The following is a 17,820-nucleotide window of genomic DNA, read 5'->3' as shown; positions in this document are numbered from 1 at the left end:
CCTCTTTTTTTCACGCTTTATGAACTCTGAATAAAATCCTTTTAACAGCCGCTCTCTGGAAATCTCCCATTTCACGCCACATTAATTTCTCAAAAAAAGAGAGTTATGTTAAAATAAATACATTCAAAAATTGAATATGTTTCTCGATTCATCTTGTCCATACGTTTTCACCCCGGTCTGCCACACTCCGCCACAACCGATTCATCACACCATCCAGCAGGAGGGATGTCCATGGAAGATCAACTCAAAGTGCTTGAAATCATCAACAAACATGTGCAGGTGAATCAAAAATCGATCGGGCAACTCTGCCATTTTTCCTCCGGCAAAGTCAATTACCTGATCCGCGATTTGATGGAAAAAGGCCTGATCGACACACGGAAACATGGACGCAGCACCCAATACTACCTCACCAAAGAAGGCATCCGCCTTTTGAAAAACCGGTATGCTTCTTACCAAAACAAAAAAGTGGATCTTCACGGCGGGAAAACAACCAAAGTGAAAGAAGCCGTCATTTTGGCCGCCGGCGAAAACGATGAATTCAATCTTCCGGTAAGTCTCTTGCCGCTGAACGGCACCACGCTGTTACAACGCAACATTGACATTTTGAGAAAGCACGGAATCGAAAAAATCATCATCGTCACCGGATACCAAAAGGAAGCCTTCCAATCGTTAACTGATCAAGAAGGAATCGTGTTCGTGGATAACCCGCGTTACCAATGGACCGGGTCGATGTCCTCCCTGGCTTGTGCCAAATATGCCGTTTCCGGGGATTTCATCGTTCTCGACCACGATATTCTGGCGGAGGAACAAGCCTTCAAGCAGCTGATTCACAATGAACAACGCGACTGCATGCTGATTGCAACCGAAAGCGGGCAAGGCAACGAGGCCTATGTGGAACTCCGCAACCAGAGTATCTTCAAAATTTCCAAAGATCTTCACCAATTGAACCGGATTGACGGCGAAATGGTGGGCATCAACAAAATCTCGTATGATGTCTATCAACTGATGCTGGAAGAATACAAAAACAACCAGAATCCCTATCTCGATTATGAATACCTGCTGTTGGATGTTTCCCGCCAGTACAAAATCGGTTATTTGAAAATCAATGATTTGATCTGGTCCGACATCGACACGAAGGAGCATTATATCCGCATTTTGAATTTGGTGCACCCGCGATTGAAGCGGAAAGAAGAAACCTATTTCATCCATCAATTAAAAGATACGGTTTCATCCGCCATCGGAATTCCGGAGGATGACATCACCGGGGCTGTCCCGTTGGGAGGCATGACGAACAAAAACTACAAAATCAGCGTGGTCGGAGGAAAGGAATATGTTCTTCGCATTCCGGGCGCCGGGACAGACCAAATGATCGACCGCCACCTCGAAAAGGAAAACGCCATGCTGGCCGGCGATCTCGGAATTAACGCCAAAACCCTCTACTTTGATGAAAAAAACGGCGTGAAAATTTCTGAGATGATTCCGGATGCGGAAACGCTCACTCCCAAAATGGCCCGGCGCGAAGAAAACATGCGGCTGGTGGCCAACCTTTTGAAAAAGCTCCACACCTCCAACGCACCGATGAAAAACAAATTTGACATCGGACAGGTCAAAACCAAGTATGAGCGGCTGGTCGACGAGGTGAACGGAGGTTATTTTTATCCGAACTTCCGCAAATTGAAAGAAGAAGTGTTGAAGATCAAATTGATGTTTGACGCCATGCAGGTTCCGCTCGTCCCGTGCCATAATGACACCTTGCCGGACAACTTCATCAAAAGCGGGGACAACCGGCTTTACCTGATCGACTGGGAATATGCCGGGTTGAATGATCCCGTCTGGGATTTGGCTGCCTACTCGCTGGAATCTTCCCTGACCCGACGGGAAGAAGATCTCTTCTTGTCCTATTATTTCTCCGGAGAGATCACCGAAAAAATCCGGATGCGCATGCTGATGCACAAAATTTTCCAAGATTACATCTGGAGTTTGTGGACCATCTACAAAGAAGCCAAAGGGGACAACTTCGGGGATTACGGCATCATGCGCTACAACCGGGCCATTGCCAACATTGAGTTCTTCTTGTCAAAGAAGGTGTCGGCATGAAACGGGCCGGTGCAGCTTACGGACTCTTGTCGGGGATCATGTGGGCGTTGGACACGGTATTCATCGGGGCGATCCTCTCCCGCGATCTGTTTGTCTCCTCCGGGCAGGCATTGTTCCTCGCCCCGCTGGTGGGGACTTTTTTGCATGACGCGACATCGGGCTTGTGGATCACCGGATACTTATCCCTGAAGGGGGAACTGAAGAAAGCACTTGCAAACATCAAAACGGACGGCGGACGGTTTGTCATTCTGGGCTCGATCCTTGGCGGTCCGCTCGGAATGACCTTTTATGTGCTTTCCATCCACCACCTCGGTTCCTCCTATGCCGCTTCGTTCTCCGCGGTTTATCCGGCCGTCGGGGCCTTCTTCTCTTTTCTGCTTTTGAAAGACCGTCTGCGCCCCAAAAACTGGTTTGGGCTTTGCATCAGCATTTTGTTCATCATCCTGCTCGGCTCCTCGGGATCAGAGGATGCTTCCGTTCCATCCCGGCTCGGATTCTTGTATGTCCTGCTGTGCATTATCTGCTGGGGATTGGAATGCGTCCTGGTCGCTTATGGAATGAAAAAAGTACAAATTTCCCCGGAGCAATCCATCCTGCTGCGCCAACTGGTTTCAACGGTCACCTACTGTTCCGTCATTCTTCCGTTCTTTGGCGGTTGGCACTTTGCCGCCGGAGTCATGGCCAAAAAGGAACTGTTCTTTCTCGCTCTCGTTGCTTTGGCCGGATCGGTCTCCTACCTGTTTTATTACAAAGCCATCCGGGCCATCGGTCCCGCCAAGGCCATGGGACTGAACATCTCTTATTCCGGCTGGGCCATCTTCTTCGGCTTTCTGTTTTTCAGCGAACCCCTCTCTTTGAAAATGATTGGTTACAGCCTCATGATCATCCTGGGTTCCGTGCTGACGGTGGCTGAAAAAGATGAACTGAATCTCACGCACTTTTTGAAAAAATTCCGGAACCGGCCCATGAAGGAGGTGAGACGATGAAAGCCATTTTGCTGGCGGCAGGAATGGGGACCCGGCTCCGCCCGCTCACGCTGACCACCCCGAAATCCCTCATCACCGTCAACGGTGAACCGCTGTTGGAAAGGCAAATCCGTTTTTTAAGGGAAACCGGTGTCCGGGATATCGCGGTGGTGACAGGATACCTGCACGAAAAATTCACTTATTTAAAAAAGAAATTTGCCGTCACGCTGATCCGCAACCCGTACTATGACCGGTACAACAACCTCTATTCCATGTACCTGGCCCGGGAATACCTGCCCGGCGCTTATGTCATCGACGCCGACAACTATCTGCGCCGCAACTTTCTTTTGGACAAGCCGTCCACCTCGTTGTATTTCAGCGCCAAAAAACCGTTTGTCAACGAATGGGTCCTCCACATGGACTCGCAAAACCGGATCCAAAACATCACCATCGAGGAACAAGGAAATGATTACATCCTGTGCGGCATCTCCTATTGGAGCGAACCAGACGGCCGGAAACTGGCCAAAAAACTGGAAGAAACCGTCGCAAACGGAGATTTCCAAAACAAATACTGGGATCACATCGTCAAAGAAAACATCCGGGATTTGAATGTCCGTTTGCAAGAAATCGATGCTTGGGACACCCATGAAATCGACAGCCTGGAAGACTTAAAGCGTCTGCAAAGGGAAGGGTTGTAAAAAAGCCGGATTCAACCCGAGACCCTGACATTCCCCGATAAAAACCTTACGGATGCAGATTTCTTCCGCCCGGAGCAGGGAAATCCCGTACCCATCTTTTCACCGGCTTATCCCCCCACCCCCAAAACACCATTTTCATTTGTTTTATTCTCCCCTTTGGCACTGCCACCCCGGAGGATCCCCCACCTCCGTTCCTTCCTCTTAACCCTTTCCAATATAACCATGTCATGCAATTTTTCCTTTTGGGATTGGTTTACTGAAATTTGCTCCAAAATAGCAGAAGTCGTAATCGATACACTGTCTGCAGTGTGGGACTGGATCGTCAAATTTAAGGAATACATAGCGTTTGCCGGCGTCTTGATTTTGGGCATTGTCTTGTGCATCTTTGCCACACCGTTAGGGATTGCCGTACTCAGTGGTATGGCTTTGTCATTTGTGATCAGTATGGCCCTGAATGGTTGGGAAATTAACAAAATGACCTTCTTGGAAGCAGCCATTGGCGGCCTCTTGGGATTGATCGGAGGAGGCATCACGGCAGGAGCTTCCCGGGGCTTGGCCAGTGGCATCGGGCAAAAACTGATCATGGGTGCCAAGAATTCCAAAGTCTTGGGACCTGTTCTGCGCGGAGGACAAAAACTGGTTTCCAAATTGCCGGCACCTCTGCAAAACATGTTTACCAAAGGTGGAGTCATCGGAGCAGTAGAAGGCGCCGGTACAAGCGTCGCAGACGATATTTTGCACGGGCGGAAAATCAATTGGAAAAATGCAGTCTTATCGGGAATAGGCGGCGCAGCACTGGTCGGATTAGGATCATTCATCGTTCCCAAGTTGGACCCAATCATCGATAAAGTAACCACCGCATTCAAAAAATCAGAAACTGTTGAAATCGCAGCAAAACAAGTCGCAGATTGTTTTTCTTATCGATATCAATCAAACAGTTATTTGGCATCCATAGCACTGGCTTCTCCAATTAAATGTGAAAAATATGGAGAGCACTTCACCAAAAGAAATGGCAAAAAAGCTTTAAAAGCAAACATTGAATACACTTCAAATGAAGGCTATAAATATATAACCGATGCAAACGGAAGAATCATAGACATTGAAGCATCCTTAAAATTAGGCAAAGGAAAAAGGAATAATTATGCTCAAAGGACCGTGGGTGGTGATGACAGGTTGCCAGATGACGATGGCGGCCATTTAATAGCGACTATTTTCAAAGGATCTGGTGAAATTGATAACCTGGTCCCGATGAACTCTAATCTGAACAGAGGTGAATGGAAAAAGTTGGAGAACGAATGGAAAGAAGAATTACTTCATAATAATGAAGTTAAGGTCAAAATAAATCCTAAATACATTGGCAATTCAAATCGACCAGATTACTTTAAAATAAAATATAAAATTGGTGATGATCCTTGGGTTGAAATTGAGTTTAAAAATAGACCAGGAGGTAAATAAATGGAAGCTCAATTAGGAAAAATATATCAGCAGATTGGAGAAACCATTGTTGAAATGATTCCCGAAGAATGGGAAAAAGTTTATTTGTATGCGGAAGTGAGTGAAGGATTTAGTTATGTTTACTTTTACTACTACCCTGTAAATCATTCATCCCCTGTTTACTTTTTGGATATTCCCGAAAAATTTCATATCAGCGATACGGAGTTTGATGAAATTAAGCACCAATTATTCGAAGAGTTTGTGAAGTTGTGGGAAACCTTCAAAAAACATGACCAAGAGCCTTGGACCAACCTGACTTTGTTCTTGGATTCATCCGGAAAATTAAAAATCCATTTCGACTATGAAGATCTCTCTCATGCGAGCCCGCGAAAACGCAGAATCATTTGGAGATATCAATATCTTGGAATTGTACCAGAAAATCAGAGGGACAGATCTTTTATAGATGAATATCTAAAACAGAAAAAAGAGGATATATAAAAATGTTTACAGTATCTTTCTCCATAACGTTATCATTGCTTAAAGCACTGCATTTTCCACCGGCTCCCCATTGGCAATGAGGCCGGCATGATTAGTTTAACGAATTTTAACAGACTGGCATTACGGGAGCGAATTCGAATGGATCGTAAAATCAAATCACTCCTCCAAGAAGGAATTAATTTAGAAAAAGAAAATGTCATTCAGCATTTTCGGTATTTATTACAATATCCGTTTCATCCGGATACAACCTTTATCTTGTTAGAAATCAGAGGTGACAGAGGAATTTTTGGTGCAACGATCACACCCATGAACGGATTTGGAAGACAACTCAACATGGATGCCCATGGAGAAGACCCGAAAGTAGGTTCCTTTGGATTTTATGCTTATGAAAAAATGGAGCATGTGCTTCCACCAGAGGAATTCGAAAAGCTGGAAGAAGATGAAGAACTCGTGGAGGAAATGGATTCCTATGTTAAAGATTACTTTGTTCCGTTTTTTCAGGAATGCTTCAACAAAGCCGGCGGAAAGAAATCAAAACTCCCCTGCTATCTGGGTTATACCAATGGCGATGTCTATGATTTGGTAAAAGAAAAATGGCTAAACACTTATTGATGAACGTAATCAAGAAAACCGGTTTCTATAGTAGAATTGAATCCGGTTTTCTTTTTTATTTTGTTTTGCAGGGGGAAAATCCATGGATACTCCATTCGAAACCCAATCAGGAAAGCTTTATCAGCAAATCGGAGAAGCCATTAATAAAATGATTCCTGAAGAATGGGAGAAAGTTTATTTGTATGCGGAAGTGAGTGAAGGATTCAGTTATGTTTACTTTTACTACTGCCCTGTCCATCATTCATCCTGTTTAACTTTCCGAAAAATTTCATATCATCGACACGGGGTTTGATGAAATCAGGCACCAATTATTTGAAAAGAGTTTGTGCCTCCAGAGAACATGACCAGGAACCTTGGACTAATTTGACTTTGTTTCGGGTTCATCCGGAAAATCAGAGAGACAGGAAACATTTTGGAAGCATATCTAAAAAAAGAAGCCGGCTCCTCGAATCAAACGGGAGCCGGTTGTTTTACTTTTTTCCTCTTCATCCCGAGCACAAGATAGCGGATGACAGGAATTCTCCGCAATCCCTCATAGAGGAGAAACGTGCCGGGCAGTTCGATGGCCAAGGCCAAAAAGTAATTCAGGGCCTTCGGCAAGGGACTGAAATGGTAAACATAGAAACAAACCACTTGAACGACCAAGTAATGCACCACATAAAAACCGAAGCTGGATCGGGTCATATAGGATGCAAAAGCGGATGTTTTATTAAACCAGGCTTTGCCACAGCCGAGGATCGCAAGGATGGCGGCCCACAGATAACAGTTGGTCAAAAAGCTTGTCAGGCACTTTGTGGAGACGAAACTTTCCCCAAAGTAACAGACGGTAAAGGCCACTCCCAGAATGACGGCCGCAAACAACATGGGAATCCGGATCTTTTCGACGGCGTTTTGAACCTCATCATGGGAAAAAACAAAGTAACCGATCAGATAAGCGGCACCATAGATCCCAAACCGGTACGTTGTGATCAAAGGCGGATTCAAAACCTGTGCCGCCCCCCAGATGACAAAAACGAGCGACAGGATCATGACGATGTTGATTTTCCCGCAAAAGGCCCAGATTTTATCGTTTTTATCCATTTTGCGGATCAACACCAAGAAGACTGAAAATAAAAACAGCATTTGGATAAACCACAAAGGGCCGGTTCCGGCCATGGCAAAAACGGGATAACGCATCCAAACCGGAATGGAATCGAGCCCGCCTCCCCACTTGATATTCAAGTACCCGGAGATCCAGTGAAAGACAAACAACCCCAGGGTGGACGGAACCAAAAGCTTGTTCACTTTGTCTTTTAAAAATTCCCGGTGGGTCCGCTTGTAGAGCGCATACCTGGCACTGATCCCGGCGATTAAAAAAAGGATGACCATAAACCACGGATAAACGATATAAGAAAACGTATCAAACGCGCGTACCCCGGCATCATCTGCAACCGGAAAAGGCACGCCGACCGTGTTGAACAGATAAAACACGTGATAAATCAAGACCAAAATCACGGTTGCCCAACGGATATTGTCCAAATAATGGACTCTGCCAACCTTATGGACATCCGACTTTACACTTGTCATTATGCTTTCCCCTTTGGAACCGGTGGTAACCGGACAGATGTACTTTCGCTTTGATCTTTTCCTTCATCCAAGATATTTTTCTTCGGTACGTTTGGTATAATTAGTATTACTTGTATTACAAATTATACTTTGGAGCATTGTTTTTGTCAATGGGAGCATCCTCTTGTCTTCAATTGCGGCGATCATATCCATGATAACCGTTGCAAAGTGGTGCCGGATTCTTGATGTGAGGATAAGACATGCGGACATCTTCATCAAGGATGGATTCAGAGAGAAGTTGAATGAGGTGAATGGTGAAATGGAAGACAAAAAAACGCCAATCAGGCCAGCTTTTATCCCCTGAATTGGCAAGGCAATTTAACGGAGCGCATGGAATCGGCGTTTCCACTTTTCAGATACAATCATTTATTTTGTGAATCAGCATTCGCCAGAGCAACCCGTTTCATTTACTTATAAAGATAGACATACAAACTGATGCCTTCTTTTTTAATCTTGTAATTTTCAAAACACGATTCGTTGATTAATTCCTCAAACCCTTCTTTGGTGTATGCGCCTTCCCTCAGGAAAGTTCTAAATGCGAATTTTACAAAATATTTGTCAAATCCTTTCATGCCTGTCTTCTTGATTTCATTCTCTATATCTTCTGCGGTGGCCTCGTGATTCATGTCAATGATCAGTGCAGTTCCGCCCGGTTTCAGCACTCTGTGCATTTCATTCAATGCTTTTAAGGGCTCCTTGAAGTTTTTGAATGCCGCACTGCATACAACAAAATCGAAAAAATTGTCGTCACAAGGCAAACTGGATGCATTTCCTTCTTTAAAATCAACAAATACACCGGCTTTCTTTGCATTTTCTTTTTCAATCTACACAAAATCGGGGCTGATCTCAACACCCGTTACATGAAAACCTCTTAAGGCAAGCTCGATGGCCAAATAACCCGGGCCGGGGGCGACTTCCAAGATCTTTGCATTTTCGCCGACATGCGATGCCACTTCATTGGCATATTCCCGCATTTCCGCAAGCCGGTTCTTACGCGTGTTTCGGTCATACCATTTGGCCGCCAAACCATAGATCCCGACATCTTTCTTTTTTCTCCTGTTCTTGATCATGTTTTTCACCATCCTTTTTCAACCGGAAATCAATCTGCCAGTCACCGGGGCAAAGCTCCTCTGCCTTGGGTGTATTGATAATCCGGTTGCAACAGGTTATAATGCAATCACCTAACATTGTTAGTCTGCTTATACTGCCAGTATACAATCTAACACCGTTAGTGTCAATGTTTCGAAAATATTCTCTTGGAGTGATTGGATGACCATAACCAAAGAAGCCATTATCCAAGCATCGCTGGATCTTTTAAACCGGGATGGCATAGGGAATTTGACAATGCGGGCACTTGCAAAGGAGTTAAACATCAAGGCGGCTTCCTTGTACTGGCATATCAAAAATAAACAGGAATTATATGATTTGATTGCAGAACACATCACCCGGGATGTATCTTTTCCCGAATCGGTCGATCATCCTGAAGAAGCATTAACAGCCATCGCTTTGGAATTCAGGAGGGTTTTGCTTCATACCCGGGATGCGGTCGATATTTTTGCGCAATCTGTCCCCAAGACACCGAGCAGAATCAAAGCCATCAAATTTGTTTTATCTGCCCTGACCAAGCTCGGGGTATCTGACAAAAATTGTATGACTGCAGCCAATCTCATCAATAATTACATATTATCGTTTGTCGCCGATGAAATCCGGGCAAAACAGCTTTCTTCAGAGGAACTTAAGCAGTTTGAAATGCTTTTTGGCAAGCAATATGCATTTGATCCGGACTTTGAACGGCAGTTCCTGTACGGGTTAAACGTGTTACTGACAGGATTGTTACATGTGAAGTAAATATGAGGGATGCCGGTTGCCCCTTCTGGCAATGATCAACTCTGCAATACTCCCAACAAAAGACCATGCTTACAGCGGGATTTGGATTCCGGTCAAAAAACGAACGTAATAAGGGTTTTCCGGCCAAGGGACGGAAAACCCTTTATCATAAAACAGCCAATATATCTTTGGATCAGTTTCCTTCCTCCTCCCCTTTTTCATGGTGCTGATTTCCATTGTAACTTCCTCAATGACAACTCCCTTTGACCGACATCACACCATCGGTTTTAAAAACAATCGAAAACGTATACAACGGACAATGAGATACCGATTGATGATCGGATCTTTTTTGGATGAATAAAGTCGAGCGGCAATGCATGGCGTTTTGTTATGATGTCGATGCCGAAAGGGGGAAACCATGTGTTAAAAGAATTGAATGACGTGATCAACTATATTGAGGATCATTTGACCGATGAACTCACTCTGGAATCGATTTCGGAATATGCCGGGGTTTCGGACTACCACTTTCGGAAGATATTTTTTTATCTTACCGGCTTTCCTCTGAGTGAATATATAAAAAACCGAAGATTATCGGAAGCCGGCATGGACCTGTTGCAAGGAGAAACCGTGACCGATGTGGCTTTGAAATACGGTTATACCCTCGACGGCTTTACCCGGGCTTTCAAAAAATGGAGCGGTCATTTGCCCTCGGATGTCATCAAGAACGGCGTCAGCCAATCTTTTCCCAAACTTTCATTTGTCATTACAGTCAAAGGAGGCCATTCCATGAAGTTTCGGATCGAAGACAAACCGGCTTTTCATCTGGTCGGTGTCAAGAAACGGGTTCCCATGCAATTCAAAGGAATCAACCAAGACATTGTCAAACTGGCAGAAAGCATCACGGATGAGCAAAAAGAAGAAATGCATGCACTTCAAAACATCGAGCCTTATGAAGTCGTCAATGCTTCTTATGAAGCGGATGCTGACTTCTTAAAAGAAGAAGGAGAATTAACGCATATGATCGGGGTTTTGACGACGAAAAATCAGGTGAGTGACCGGTTGGAAAAGGTGACGGTGCCTGCATGCACTTGGGCCGTCTTCCCCAATGAAGGTCCCTTCCCTTCCACACTGCAGGAAACCATGGCCAAAGTGTATTCCGAATGGCTCCCCTCTTCCAATTATGAACTCATCAATGCTCCTGCTTTTTCCTTTTCCAAACGGGATCAAAACCAAAAAGACCATGCTTACAGCGAGATTTGGATTCCGGTCAAAAAACGAACGTAAAACATAAGGGTTTTCCGGCCAAGGGACGGAAAACCCTTTTTTTGCAGATGTTTATATATCACCTGATCTATATTTTGTCACTCGTTTTCGCATTGGATCTTGACGGCGGTCCCGGTCGGATTGTTTAATTCGACGCATAATTCTCTGCCGCACAGAAGAGATAATAACTCAAGCCGGTCTGTTGCGATTCCATTTGCTTCCGGTGAAAATCATCCATCATAAAAAACCGGGTTTGGGCCAAAAAACCCTTTGCATCCATGTCCATGTCTTTTTGAAGGAACCGGATGTGTTTTTCAATCGCATCCCGTACCCGCTTGTCGTTGACACCGATGCCGTTTCTCAAGGCGGAGGCCATAAACGACATAAATTCAACCGCTTCATTCGCCTTTTCATTCATCGCGTCAGCATGGATTTCACTTGAACCAATTTCGTAGCCGTAGTTTTTTTGCAAATAATCATTCTGCTCTTTCATCGCTTCTTTCCATTCGGTTTCATTCAACCCGGAAAACATCTTATCCTTTCTCATCGGAATTTCCTCCTTTTCGTGCCGGATGGTTTCCTCCAACGTCCGCAAAATGCCGGCCAGTCTCTGCTCTTTTTCTTTTAAGAGGGAATGCTGTTCCAACAAACAGCTCAGCCGGTCCGTTTGCTGGTCCAGCAAGTCTTTGATTTTCTTCAACGGAAAATCCAACTCGCGATAAAATAAAATTTGCTGCAACCGTTTTAATTCCTGATCGCCATAATAACGGTATCCGTTGTCGTCCACCCTCTTTGGCAACAAAAGTCCGATTTTGTGATAATGGTGCAACGTCTTCACGGTCACACCGGAGAGTTTCGCCACTTCCTGCACGGTATAGGACACATCGCTTCACCTCCCGCCATCCACTCTAAAGTCTTACCCAAGGTCAGGGTCAAGAGAAATTCCGCATTTTTTTATTCATCAAAAGCGCATGATTACTATTCATGATGAGTTATGATAATAATAAATAAAAGATGAAAATGGAGACGCTTCAACCAACGGGGAACCGAAGCTCCGCCCTGCATCCGGAAGAGGATGGAACCTGGGAAACCGCTTATGTGGCGGCGCCGGGAGCCGTTTCAATGGTTCAGTTACTTAAACGTTGACAACAAGATAAATTATAATTATTATTAAATAGGAATTAATTAAAGAAGCGAGCCTTCAATCCCCACGAAGCGCTTCATATATCTTAAAAACAGGAGGAAACAAGCCATGTCTTTAATCGGTAAAAAAGTTGAACCTTTCAAATTGCAAGCTTACAGAAATGGTGAGTTCGTCGAAGTGACGGAAGAAGATTTCAAAGGTCATTGGAGCGTTGTTTGCTTCTACCCGGCAGACTTTACTTTTGTTTGCCCGACCGAGCTTGAAGACTTGCAAGATCAATATGAAACCCTGAAAAAACTGGACACGGAAGTATTCTCCGTTTCCGCTGACACCCACTTCGTGCACAAAGCATGGCATGATCATTCCGAAGCGATCAGCAAAATCACCTACACCATGATCGGCGACCCGGCTCATGTGCTGATCAACATGTTCGATGTATTGAGAGAAGAAGAAGGTGTGGCTGACCGCGGTACCTTCATCATCGATCCGGACGGCGTGATCCAAGCTGTCGAAATCAACGCTGACGGCATCGGACGCGATGCAAGCACCATCGTGGACAAAATCAAAGCAGCTCAATACGTACGCAACCATCCTGGCGAAGTTTGCCCGGCAAAATGGAAAGAAGGAGAAGAAACCCTTAAGCCGAGCCTTGACCTGGTTGGAAAAATCTGAGGAGAGCGATATACATGCTGGATGCAGAAATAAAAACACAACTGGAACAATATCTCCAACTATTGGAAAACGATATCGTTCTTAAAGTGAGCGCCGGCTCCGATAAAGTATCCCAAGACATGCTCGCCTTCGTGGATGAAGTTGCGGGCATGTCCCCCAAAATCAAAGTGGAAAAAACCACATTGGAGCGCACGCCCGGCTTTAGCGTGGACCGTGTTGGAGAAGATTCAGGAATTGTCTTTGCAGGTATTCCTCTGGGTCACGAGTTTTCTTCCTTTGTGCTGGCTCTGTTGCAAGTCAGCGGCAGACCGCCCAAAGTGGAGCAAAGCATTATTGACCAAATTAAAAATCTGGATGGCGAATACCACTTCGAAACATATGTCAGCCTGAGTTGCACCAACTGCCCGGATGTGGTGCAGGCTTTGAACATGATGAGTGTTTTGAATCCGGGTATCAAACACACCATGATCGAAGGAAAAGCCTATCAGGAAGAAGTGGAAAGCAAAGACATCCTGGCTGTGCCCACGGTTTACCTGAATGGCGAATTTTTCGAAAGCGGACGGATGACGATCGGCGACATTCTCAAAAAACTTGGAAGCGAATCCGACCCGTCGGAATTCAATAAAAAAGATCCGTTCGATGTCCTCGTCATCGGCGGAGGGCCTGCCGGCGCAACGGCGGCCATTTATGCGGCGCGTAAAGGGGTTCGCACAGGTATCATTGCCGACCGGTTTGGCGGCCAAATTTTGGACACCACCACCATTGAAAACTTCATCTCCGTCAAACAAACCGACGGGGAAAAACTGGCTTCCCAACTGGAAGCGCATGTCAGGGATTACCCTGTCGATGTGATGGATTCACAAACGGTTAAACGGATCGAAAAGAAAGACGACATGATTGACATCTTCCTGGAAAACGGTGCCGTGTTAAAAAGCAAAACCGTCATTATTGCAACGGGTGCCCGTTGGCGTAATGTCGGTGTTCCCGGAGAAGATAAATTCCGGAACAAAGGTGTGGCAAACTGCACACACTGTGACGCACCGTTATTCGCCGGAAAAGACGTGGCCGTCATCGGCGGAGGAAATTCCGGCATCGAGTCGGCCATCGACCTGGCAGGGATCGCCAATCATGTCACCGTCCTCGAATTTATGCCTGAACTAAAAGCAGACGAAGTTCTGCAAAAACGCCTGAACAGCCTTCCCAACGTCACCGTGATTACCAATGCCCAAACCAAGGAAATCACTGGCACAGATAAAGTGGACGGAATCAAATATATCGATCGTGAGACTGGTGAAGAACATCACATCAAACTGCAAGGTGTCTTTGTCCAAATCGGTCTCGTGCCGAATACCGAATGGTTGGAAGGCACGGTCGAAATGGATCGCGGCCAAATCATCGTCGATTCCAAAGGTGCCACCAATGTTCCGGGCATCTTTGCCGCAGGGGATTGTACCAACAGTGCCTACAAACAAATCATCATTTCCATGGGCTCCGGTGCAACCGCCGCATTGGGAGCATTTGACTATCTGATCCGCAATTAATTGAAAAAAGTTGCTCTACTGAATTAAAGTAGAGCAACTTTTTTTGTTCCTGATCATTGGGATGTCCGCCATCTCCGGTAAATCCCATCCCGCATGATTTGCCTCCTCCATTTCGGAGGCACACTTTTCCTTGGAAACGCACTTCAATCAGCAAGCTTACCGATTGAGACAGCCAATCCCAAACCAACAATGTTTTCATACCTTACTCAGATCCTCAATTTTCTTCTCAACCGATAAATCGCGCCAATTGATGGTTAAATTCATCTTTCTCATCATAAAAAGATCCGTGACCGGAAAATTGAAACGGGACCAACCTGGCATTCCGGATCATCCTTTGTTGGATTTCTCCCAGTTCAAAAGGAACCACTTGGTCATGAATGCCGTGAATGATTAAAACCGGCACCCGGATCGCTTCCAAATCGGCAAACAACACTTCCCGGATCCAGGTTTTTGCAATGGCAGCCGTGGCCCATCCCGCCGCCTCCAACCCCAATTGGAAAAACCAGTCGGAAAATGCTTGCGATGTATGTTGGTAAAAAAAGCGGTCCCCGAAATCCCGAAGCATCCGGGGACGGTCCCGGTAAGTGTCCTTGATAATCTGCAATATGGTTTCTTTCTCAACCCCGTATGGAAAATTGGTTCGGCGGATCAAACTGGGAGCAGCAGCTGCGACCAAAACCAGCTTCGACACCCCGTAACCCTGATGCCGTCCCATATATCTGGCCGCAATGGCACCGCCGGTGGAATGCCCGACCAATGTAAAATCACGCAATCCGAGCGCCTCCACCACCCCTCTCACATCATCGGCCAACGTATCGTAATCATAGCCGGAAAACGGTTTGTCAGACTTGCCAAATCCCCGGATATCCATGCCGATACAGCGATACCCGTATTTGGGAAGCCGGTTGAACTGGTATTCAAACAGATGATGATTGCCGGGCCAACCGTGCAAAAACAAGATGACCTTTTGGCATTCGGGCCTTAAATCTTCGACATATATATTGATATGATTTGCCTTCACATAGTAACCCATGGCTTTCCTCCTTCATGAATATGTCAGGTCATTCTATTCATGAAGGCGTTTCAATATGCCGGAACTCACCCCGCCGGCCTTTTTCCAAAATAATGCCCGAAGTGACAAATCCACCTCGGGCTTCACAAGATCTTCCTTGAATTCGCTTCAAATTCATCTCCTTATTGATTTTGCACCTGAGGTCCTTGTATCCGGTTTTTCAGTTTGTCAGTCAAAAACAATGCCGGCAGGATGCTGATCCCCATGAAAATCAAGCTTGTCACAAAACCGGAGTGATAAGCTCCGGCCAAGTTGGCTGCCGCAGCTCCCCCGAGGACATGGCTCACCACGGTTGCCAAAATGGCAGAACCGGAAGCTGCCCCGACGTTTTGGATAATGCGAGTGGCCACGCTGGCTGCCGGCATCTGTGACTTTTCCAATCCCACATAAGCGTCGCTCATTACAGGGACTGTGATCCCTCCAACGCCGATTCCGCGTATGAACAGTACAATCCAGATGATCCACTGTGCCGAGTCAACATCAAAAAATATAAACGGGAACGTCCCGATGATGGTGATGGCAATCGAAGGCAGCACAACATACCGGGCCCCAATCTTATCCGTCAAGTTTCCAATCAACGGCCGTGCCACCAGCATCCCCAAGCCTTGGGGAATCAGCCACAACGCCGATGTGATCACGTCCAGGCCAAGTACATTTTGAAAAAACATCGGGAAAAGCAACATGGGTCCGTTGGTGGCAAACCCGGCCAAGAACAGGGAAAAGAACACAGCACTGAAATTTTTGGATTGAAACAGATCCAGCGGGATCAATGCTTCGCTCTTTTGCTTCCATGCATAAAGCAAGTAGGAAATCAGTGACAGAGCGGCAATTCCCAAAGCCAGAATGCCCGTGGCTGCATGCTTGCTTTCCGCCCGGATCTCTGTGATGCCATAGATAAACATTCCCGATAACATAACCAACAACAAAATACCGATCCAGTCCAGTTTTGCTGATCGATTCACCGGCTCAAATTTTGGAAGCTTCCATTGCGCAATGATGAGTGCAAGGGCTCCGACCGGAAGGTTTACAAAGAACAACCATTGCCACTCGGAGTGCTGCAAAATCAACCCTCCGATCACCGGTCCGGCAATCGGGCCAAAAACAACCGGAATTCCGACAACAGACATGAGACGCCCGATGTTTTCGCCGCCGGCAGCTTGTGCAACCAAGGTCGTCAGCGTTGGAATGATGATCCCGGAAGCGATCCCCTGCAACACACGAAATGCAATCAGACTCTCAATGTTCCAAGCAAATCCGGAAAGGAGAGAGCTGATCAAAAACAGCCCCAATGCGTACATATACACCTTCTTGCCGTCATATTTTTGCATCAGCCATCCGGAGAAGGGGACGGCCATCCCCAACGCAAGAACATATCCGGTCACAACCCATTGCGTAACCACGAAGGAGGCTGAAAACACTTTTGCCAAATCATTCACCGCAATATTCACGATCGTGGAGTCCAACATCGGCGGCAGTGCGCCAAGTACCAAAATCCACGCGATGCTGAGCAATCCTTTGGTCAATTTATCTTTTTCCATCATCTCACCACCTTATTAGGATACACATTGTACTTTAATCGGTATACACACTGCCGCCATAAGGTTCAATATGTACCTTATTTCCAAAAACAATATGGTATAATGTTTTAGAAAAATTTTGGTCCGGGATTAAGGTTTCCCGAAAGAAGGTGAAGAAATGAAAGATCCAAACAAGAATACGCGCAGAAGAGGAGACACGCTGACCGAAAGCATTTATGAAGCCACGATTCAGTTAATCAAAAAGGTCGGCTACAACAACCTGACCTTTCAACAAATCGCGCAGGCCGCCAAAACCAGCCGTTCGGTCTTGTACCGCCGTTGGAAAACTCCCTTGGAATTGATCCGTGACATCGCGGCATATAAAGCAATCGACGCACTCGACGGGGCTTTGATTGATAAAATTGAGGATACCGGAAGTTTGCGCGGGGACTTGTTGCAGTTGCTCACCCTTTACCAAAGCATTTATGACCGGTGCGAGCGTGAAATCATGAATGCGATTTTATTTGAAATGGGGCAAAACAAAGAAATCGCAGCTGAACTTGAAATCAACGCAACCAATAAGAACATCCAGGTCATGCGGAAACTGCTCGAGTTCGCCAAAAACCGGGGGGAAAAAATAAAAAAGGTCAGCGACGAGACACTGACCTTGCCTTTTGACCTGATCCGGATTGAAAATATTCTGCGTAAGGATGCGATTGACACTAAACGGTTGGAACGGCTGGTGGACGAAATATTGCTTCCGGTTTATCTTGCTTGACGCCTCCCACTTAAGGGCAAGAATTCCGTTTTCTTGTCCACCCCTTCTTTCAGAACGGGGCGAAGAACAGAAACGTTTATTCGCAAAAGGAAAGATG

Annotated in this window: 18 protein-coding genes; 12 read left to right on the top strand and 6 right to left on the bottom strand. The window is 45.9% G+C overall.

The window, feature by feature from the left end; all coding sequences use genetic code 11:
• The first annotated feature begins 231 nt into the window (after nucleotides 1-231).
• The 7 genes from NYE37_RS02985 to NYE37_RS02955 all read left to right on the top strand — a co-directional run bounded on the left by NYE37_RS02985 (nucleotide 232) and on the right by NYE37_RS02955 (nucleotide 6,596).
• On the top strand, nucleotides 232-2,097 hold the full coding sequence (locus NYE37_RS02985; RefSeq protein ID WP_037993045.1) for a phosphotransferase: 1,866 nt from the start codon (nucleotides 232-234) through the stop codon (nucleotides 2,095-2,097).
• Nucleotides 2,094-3,083 carry a DMT family transporter gene (locus NYE37_RS02980; RefSeq protein WP_340711761.1) on the top strand — a complete coding sequence of 330 codons (990 nt, stop codon included), beginning with the start codon at nucleotides 2,094-2,096 and terminating at the stop codon, nucleotides 3,081-3,083. The genes NYE37_RS02985 and NYE37_RS02980 overlap by 4 nt, the downstream gene beginning before the upstream one ends.
• Nucleotides 3,080-3,760, top strand: a complete 681-nt coding sequence (locus NYE37_RS02975) for an NTP transferase domain-containing protein (RefSeq protein ID WP_340711760.1) — start codon at nucleotides 3,080-3,082, stop codon at nucleotides 3,758-3,760. Before NYE37_RS02980 ends, NYE37_RS02975 begins: the two co-directional genes overlap by 4 nt.
• A gap of 363 nt (nucleotides 3,761-4,123) precedes the next feature.
• Nucleotides 4,124-5,215 carry a DNA/RNA non-specific endonuclease gene (locus NYE37_RS02970; RefSeq protein ID WP_231564554.1) on the top strand — a complete coding sequence of 364 codons (1,092 nt, stop codon included), beginning with the start codon at nucleotides 4,124-4,126 and terminating at the stop codon, nucleotides 5,213-5,215.
• Nucleotides 5,216-5,692 carry an antitoxin YezG family protein gene (locus NYE37_RS02965; protein ID WP_340711759.1) on the top strand — a complete coding sequence of 159 codons (477 nt, stop codon included), beginning with the start codon at nucleotides 5,216-5,218 and terminating at the stop codon, nucleotides 5,690-5,692. It abuts the gene before it with no gap.
• A gap of 87 nt (nucleotides 5,693-5,779) precedes the next feature.
• On the top strand, nucleotides 5,780-6,304 hold the full coding sequence (locus tag NYE37_RS02960) for a hypothetical protein (RefSeq protein WP_340711758.1): 525 nt from the start codon (nucleotides 5,780-5,782) through the stop codon (nucleotides 6,302-6,304).
• 82 nt (nucleotides 6,305-6,386) lie between these two features.
• A complete protein-coding gene (locus NYE37_RS02955; RefSeq protein WP_340711757.1) occupies nucleotides 6,387-6,596 on the top strand; it encodes an immunity protein YezG family protein in 210 nt (69 codons plus the stop codon).
• 158 nt (nucleotides 6,597-6,754) lie between these two features.
• On the opposite strand, the gene NYE37_RS02950 is transcribed toward NYE37_RS02955, so the two are convergent.
• The 3 genes from NYE37_RS02950 to NYE37_RS02940 all read right to left on the bottom strand — a co-directional run bounded on the left by NYE37_RS02950 (nucleotide 6,755) and on the right by NYE37_RS02940 (nucleotide 8,979).
• Nucleotides 6,755-7,870, bottom strand: coding sequence for an acyltransferase family protein (locus NYE37_RS02950; protein WP_062843279.1), 1,116 nt, complete (start codon nucleotides 7,868-7,870; stop codon nucleotides 6,755-6,757).
• A 446-nt stretch (nucleotides 7,871-8,316) separates the two neighbouring features.
• Nucleotides 8,317-8,733 (bottom strand): class I SAM-dependent methyltransferase, encoded by a 417-nt coding sequence (locus tag NYE37_RS02945; RefSeq protein WP_340712044.1) that lies wholly within the window; start codon nucleotides 8,731-8,733, stop codon nucleotides 8,317-8,319.
• Complete coding sequence (locus tag NYE37_RS02940) at nucleotides 8,734-8,979, bottom strand: class I SAM-dependent methyltransferase (protein WP_340711756.1); 246 nt, start codon at nucleotides 8,977-8,979, stop codon at nucleotides 8,734-8,736.
• Nucleotides 8,980-9,178: 199 nt separating this feature from the next.
• On the opposite strand from NYE37_RS02940, the gene NYE37_RS02935 reads away from it, so the two are divergent.
• Together NYE37_RS02935 and NYE37_RS02930 are read left to right on the top strand one after the other, a co-directional pair.
• A complete protein-coding gene (locus NYE37_RS02935) occupies nucleotides 9,179-9,757 on the top strand; it encodes a TetR/AcrR family transcriptional regulator C-terminal domain-containing protein (RefSeq protein ID WP_049720582.1) in 579 nt (192 codons plus the stop codon).
• A gap of 399 nt (nucleotides 9,758-10,156) precedes the next feature.
• Complete coding sequence (locus NYE37_RS02930) at nucleotides 10,157-11,020, top strand: AraC family transcriptional regulator (protein WP_037993062.1); 864 nt, start codon at nucleotides 10,157-10,159, stop codon at nucleotides 11,018-11,020.
• Nucleotides 11,021-11,144: 124 nt separating this feature from the next.
• Here the strand turns inward: NYE37_RS02930 and NYE37_RS02925 are convergent, their stop codons facing one another.
• Nucleotides 11,145-11,882 (bottom strand): MerR family transcriptional regulator, encoded by a 738-nt coding sequence (locus NYE37_RS02925; RefSeq protein ID WP_037993065.1) that lies wholly within the window; start codon nucleotides 11,880-11,882, stop codon nucleotides 11,145-11,147.
• 369 nt (nucleotides 11,883-12,251) lie between these two features.
• On the opposite strand from NYE37_RS02925, the gene ahpC reads away from it, so the two are divergent.
• Together ahpC and ahpF are read left to right on the top strand one after the other, a co-directional pair.
• Complete coding sequence (ahpC, locus tag NYE37_RS02920; RefSeq protein WP_037993068.1) at nucleotides 12,252-12,815, top strand: alkyl hydroperoxide reductase subunit C; 564 nt, start codon at nucleotides 12,252-12,254, stop codon at nucleotides 12,813-12,815.
• Nucleotides 12,816-12,829: 14 nt separating this feature from the next.
• Nucleotides 12,830-14,356 carry an alkyl hydroperoxide reductase subunit F gene (gene ahpF, locus NYE37_RS02915; protein ID WP_340711755.1) on the top strand — a complete coding sequence of 509 codons (1,527 nt, stop codon included), beginning with the start codon at nucleotides 12,830-12,832 and terminating at the stop codon, nucleotides 14,354-14,356.
• 226 nt (nucleotides 14,357-14,582) lie between these two features.
• Here ahpF and NYE37_RS02910 read toward each other — a convergent pair whose 3' ends face one another.
• A complete protein-coding gene (locus NYE37_RS02910) occupies nucleotides 14,583-15,389 on the bottom strand; it encodes an alpha/beta fold hydrolase (RefSeq protein WP_198050856.1) in 807 nt (268 codons plus the stop codon).
• A 161-nt stretch (nucleotides 15,390-15,550) separates the two neighbouring features.
• Entirely contained in the window at nucleotides 15,551-16,966 is a 1,416-nt protein-coding gene (locus NYE37_RS02905) for an MDR family MFS transporter (protein WP_340711754.1), read from the bottom strand.
• Between the two features lie 157 nt (nucleotides 16,967-17,123).
• Between NYE37_RS02905 and NYE37_RS02900 the strand changes: the two genes are divergently transcribed.
• Complete coding sequence (locus tag NYE37_RS02900; RefSeq protein ID WP_037993074.1) at nucleotides 17,124-17,723, top strand: TetR/AcrR family transcriptional regulator; 600 nt, start codon at nucleotides 17,124-17,126, stop codon at nucleotides 17,721-17,723.
• The last annotated feature ends 97 nt before the right edge of the window (nucleotides 17,724-17,820 follow it).

Source organism: Thermoactinomyces sp. FSL K6-2592 (genome assembly GCF_038006465.1).
Classification (GTDB): domain Bacteria; phylum Bacillota; class Bacilli; order Thermoactinomycetales; family Thermoactinomycetaceae; genus Thermoactinomyces; species Thermoactinomyces vulgaris.
Note: the sequence above shows the minus strand (reverse complement) of the source record. Positions and strands in the feature narration are given on the sequence as shown.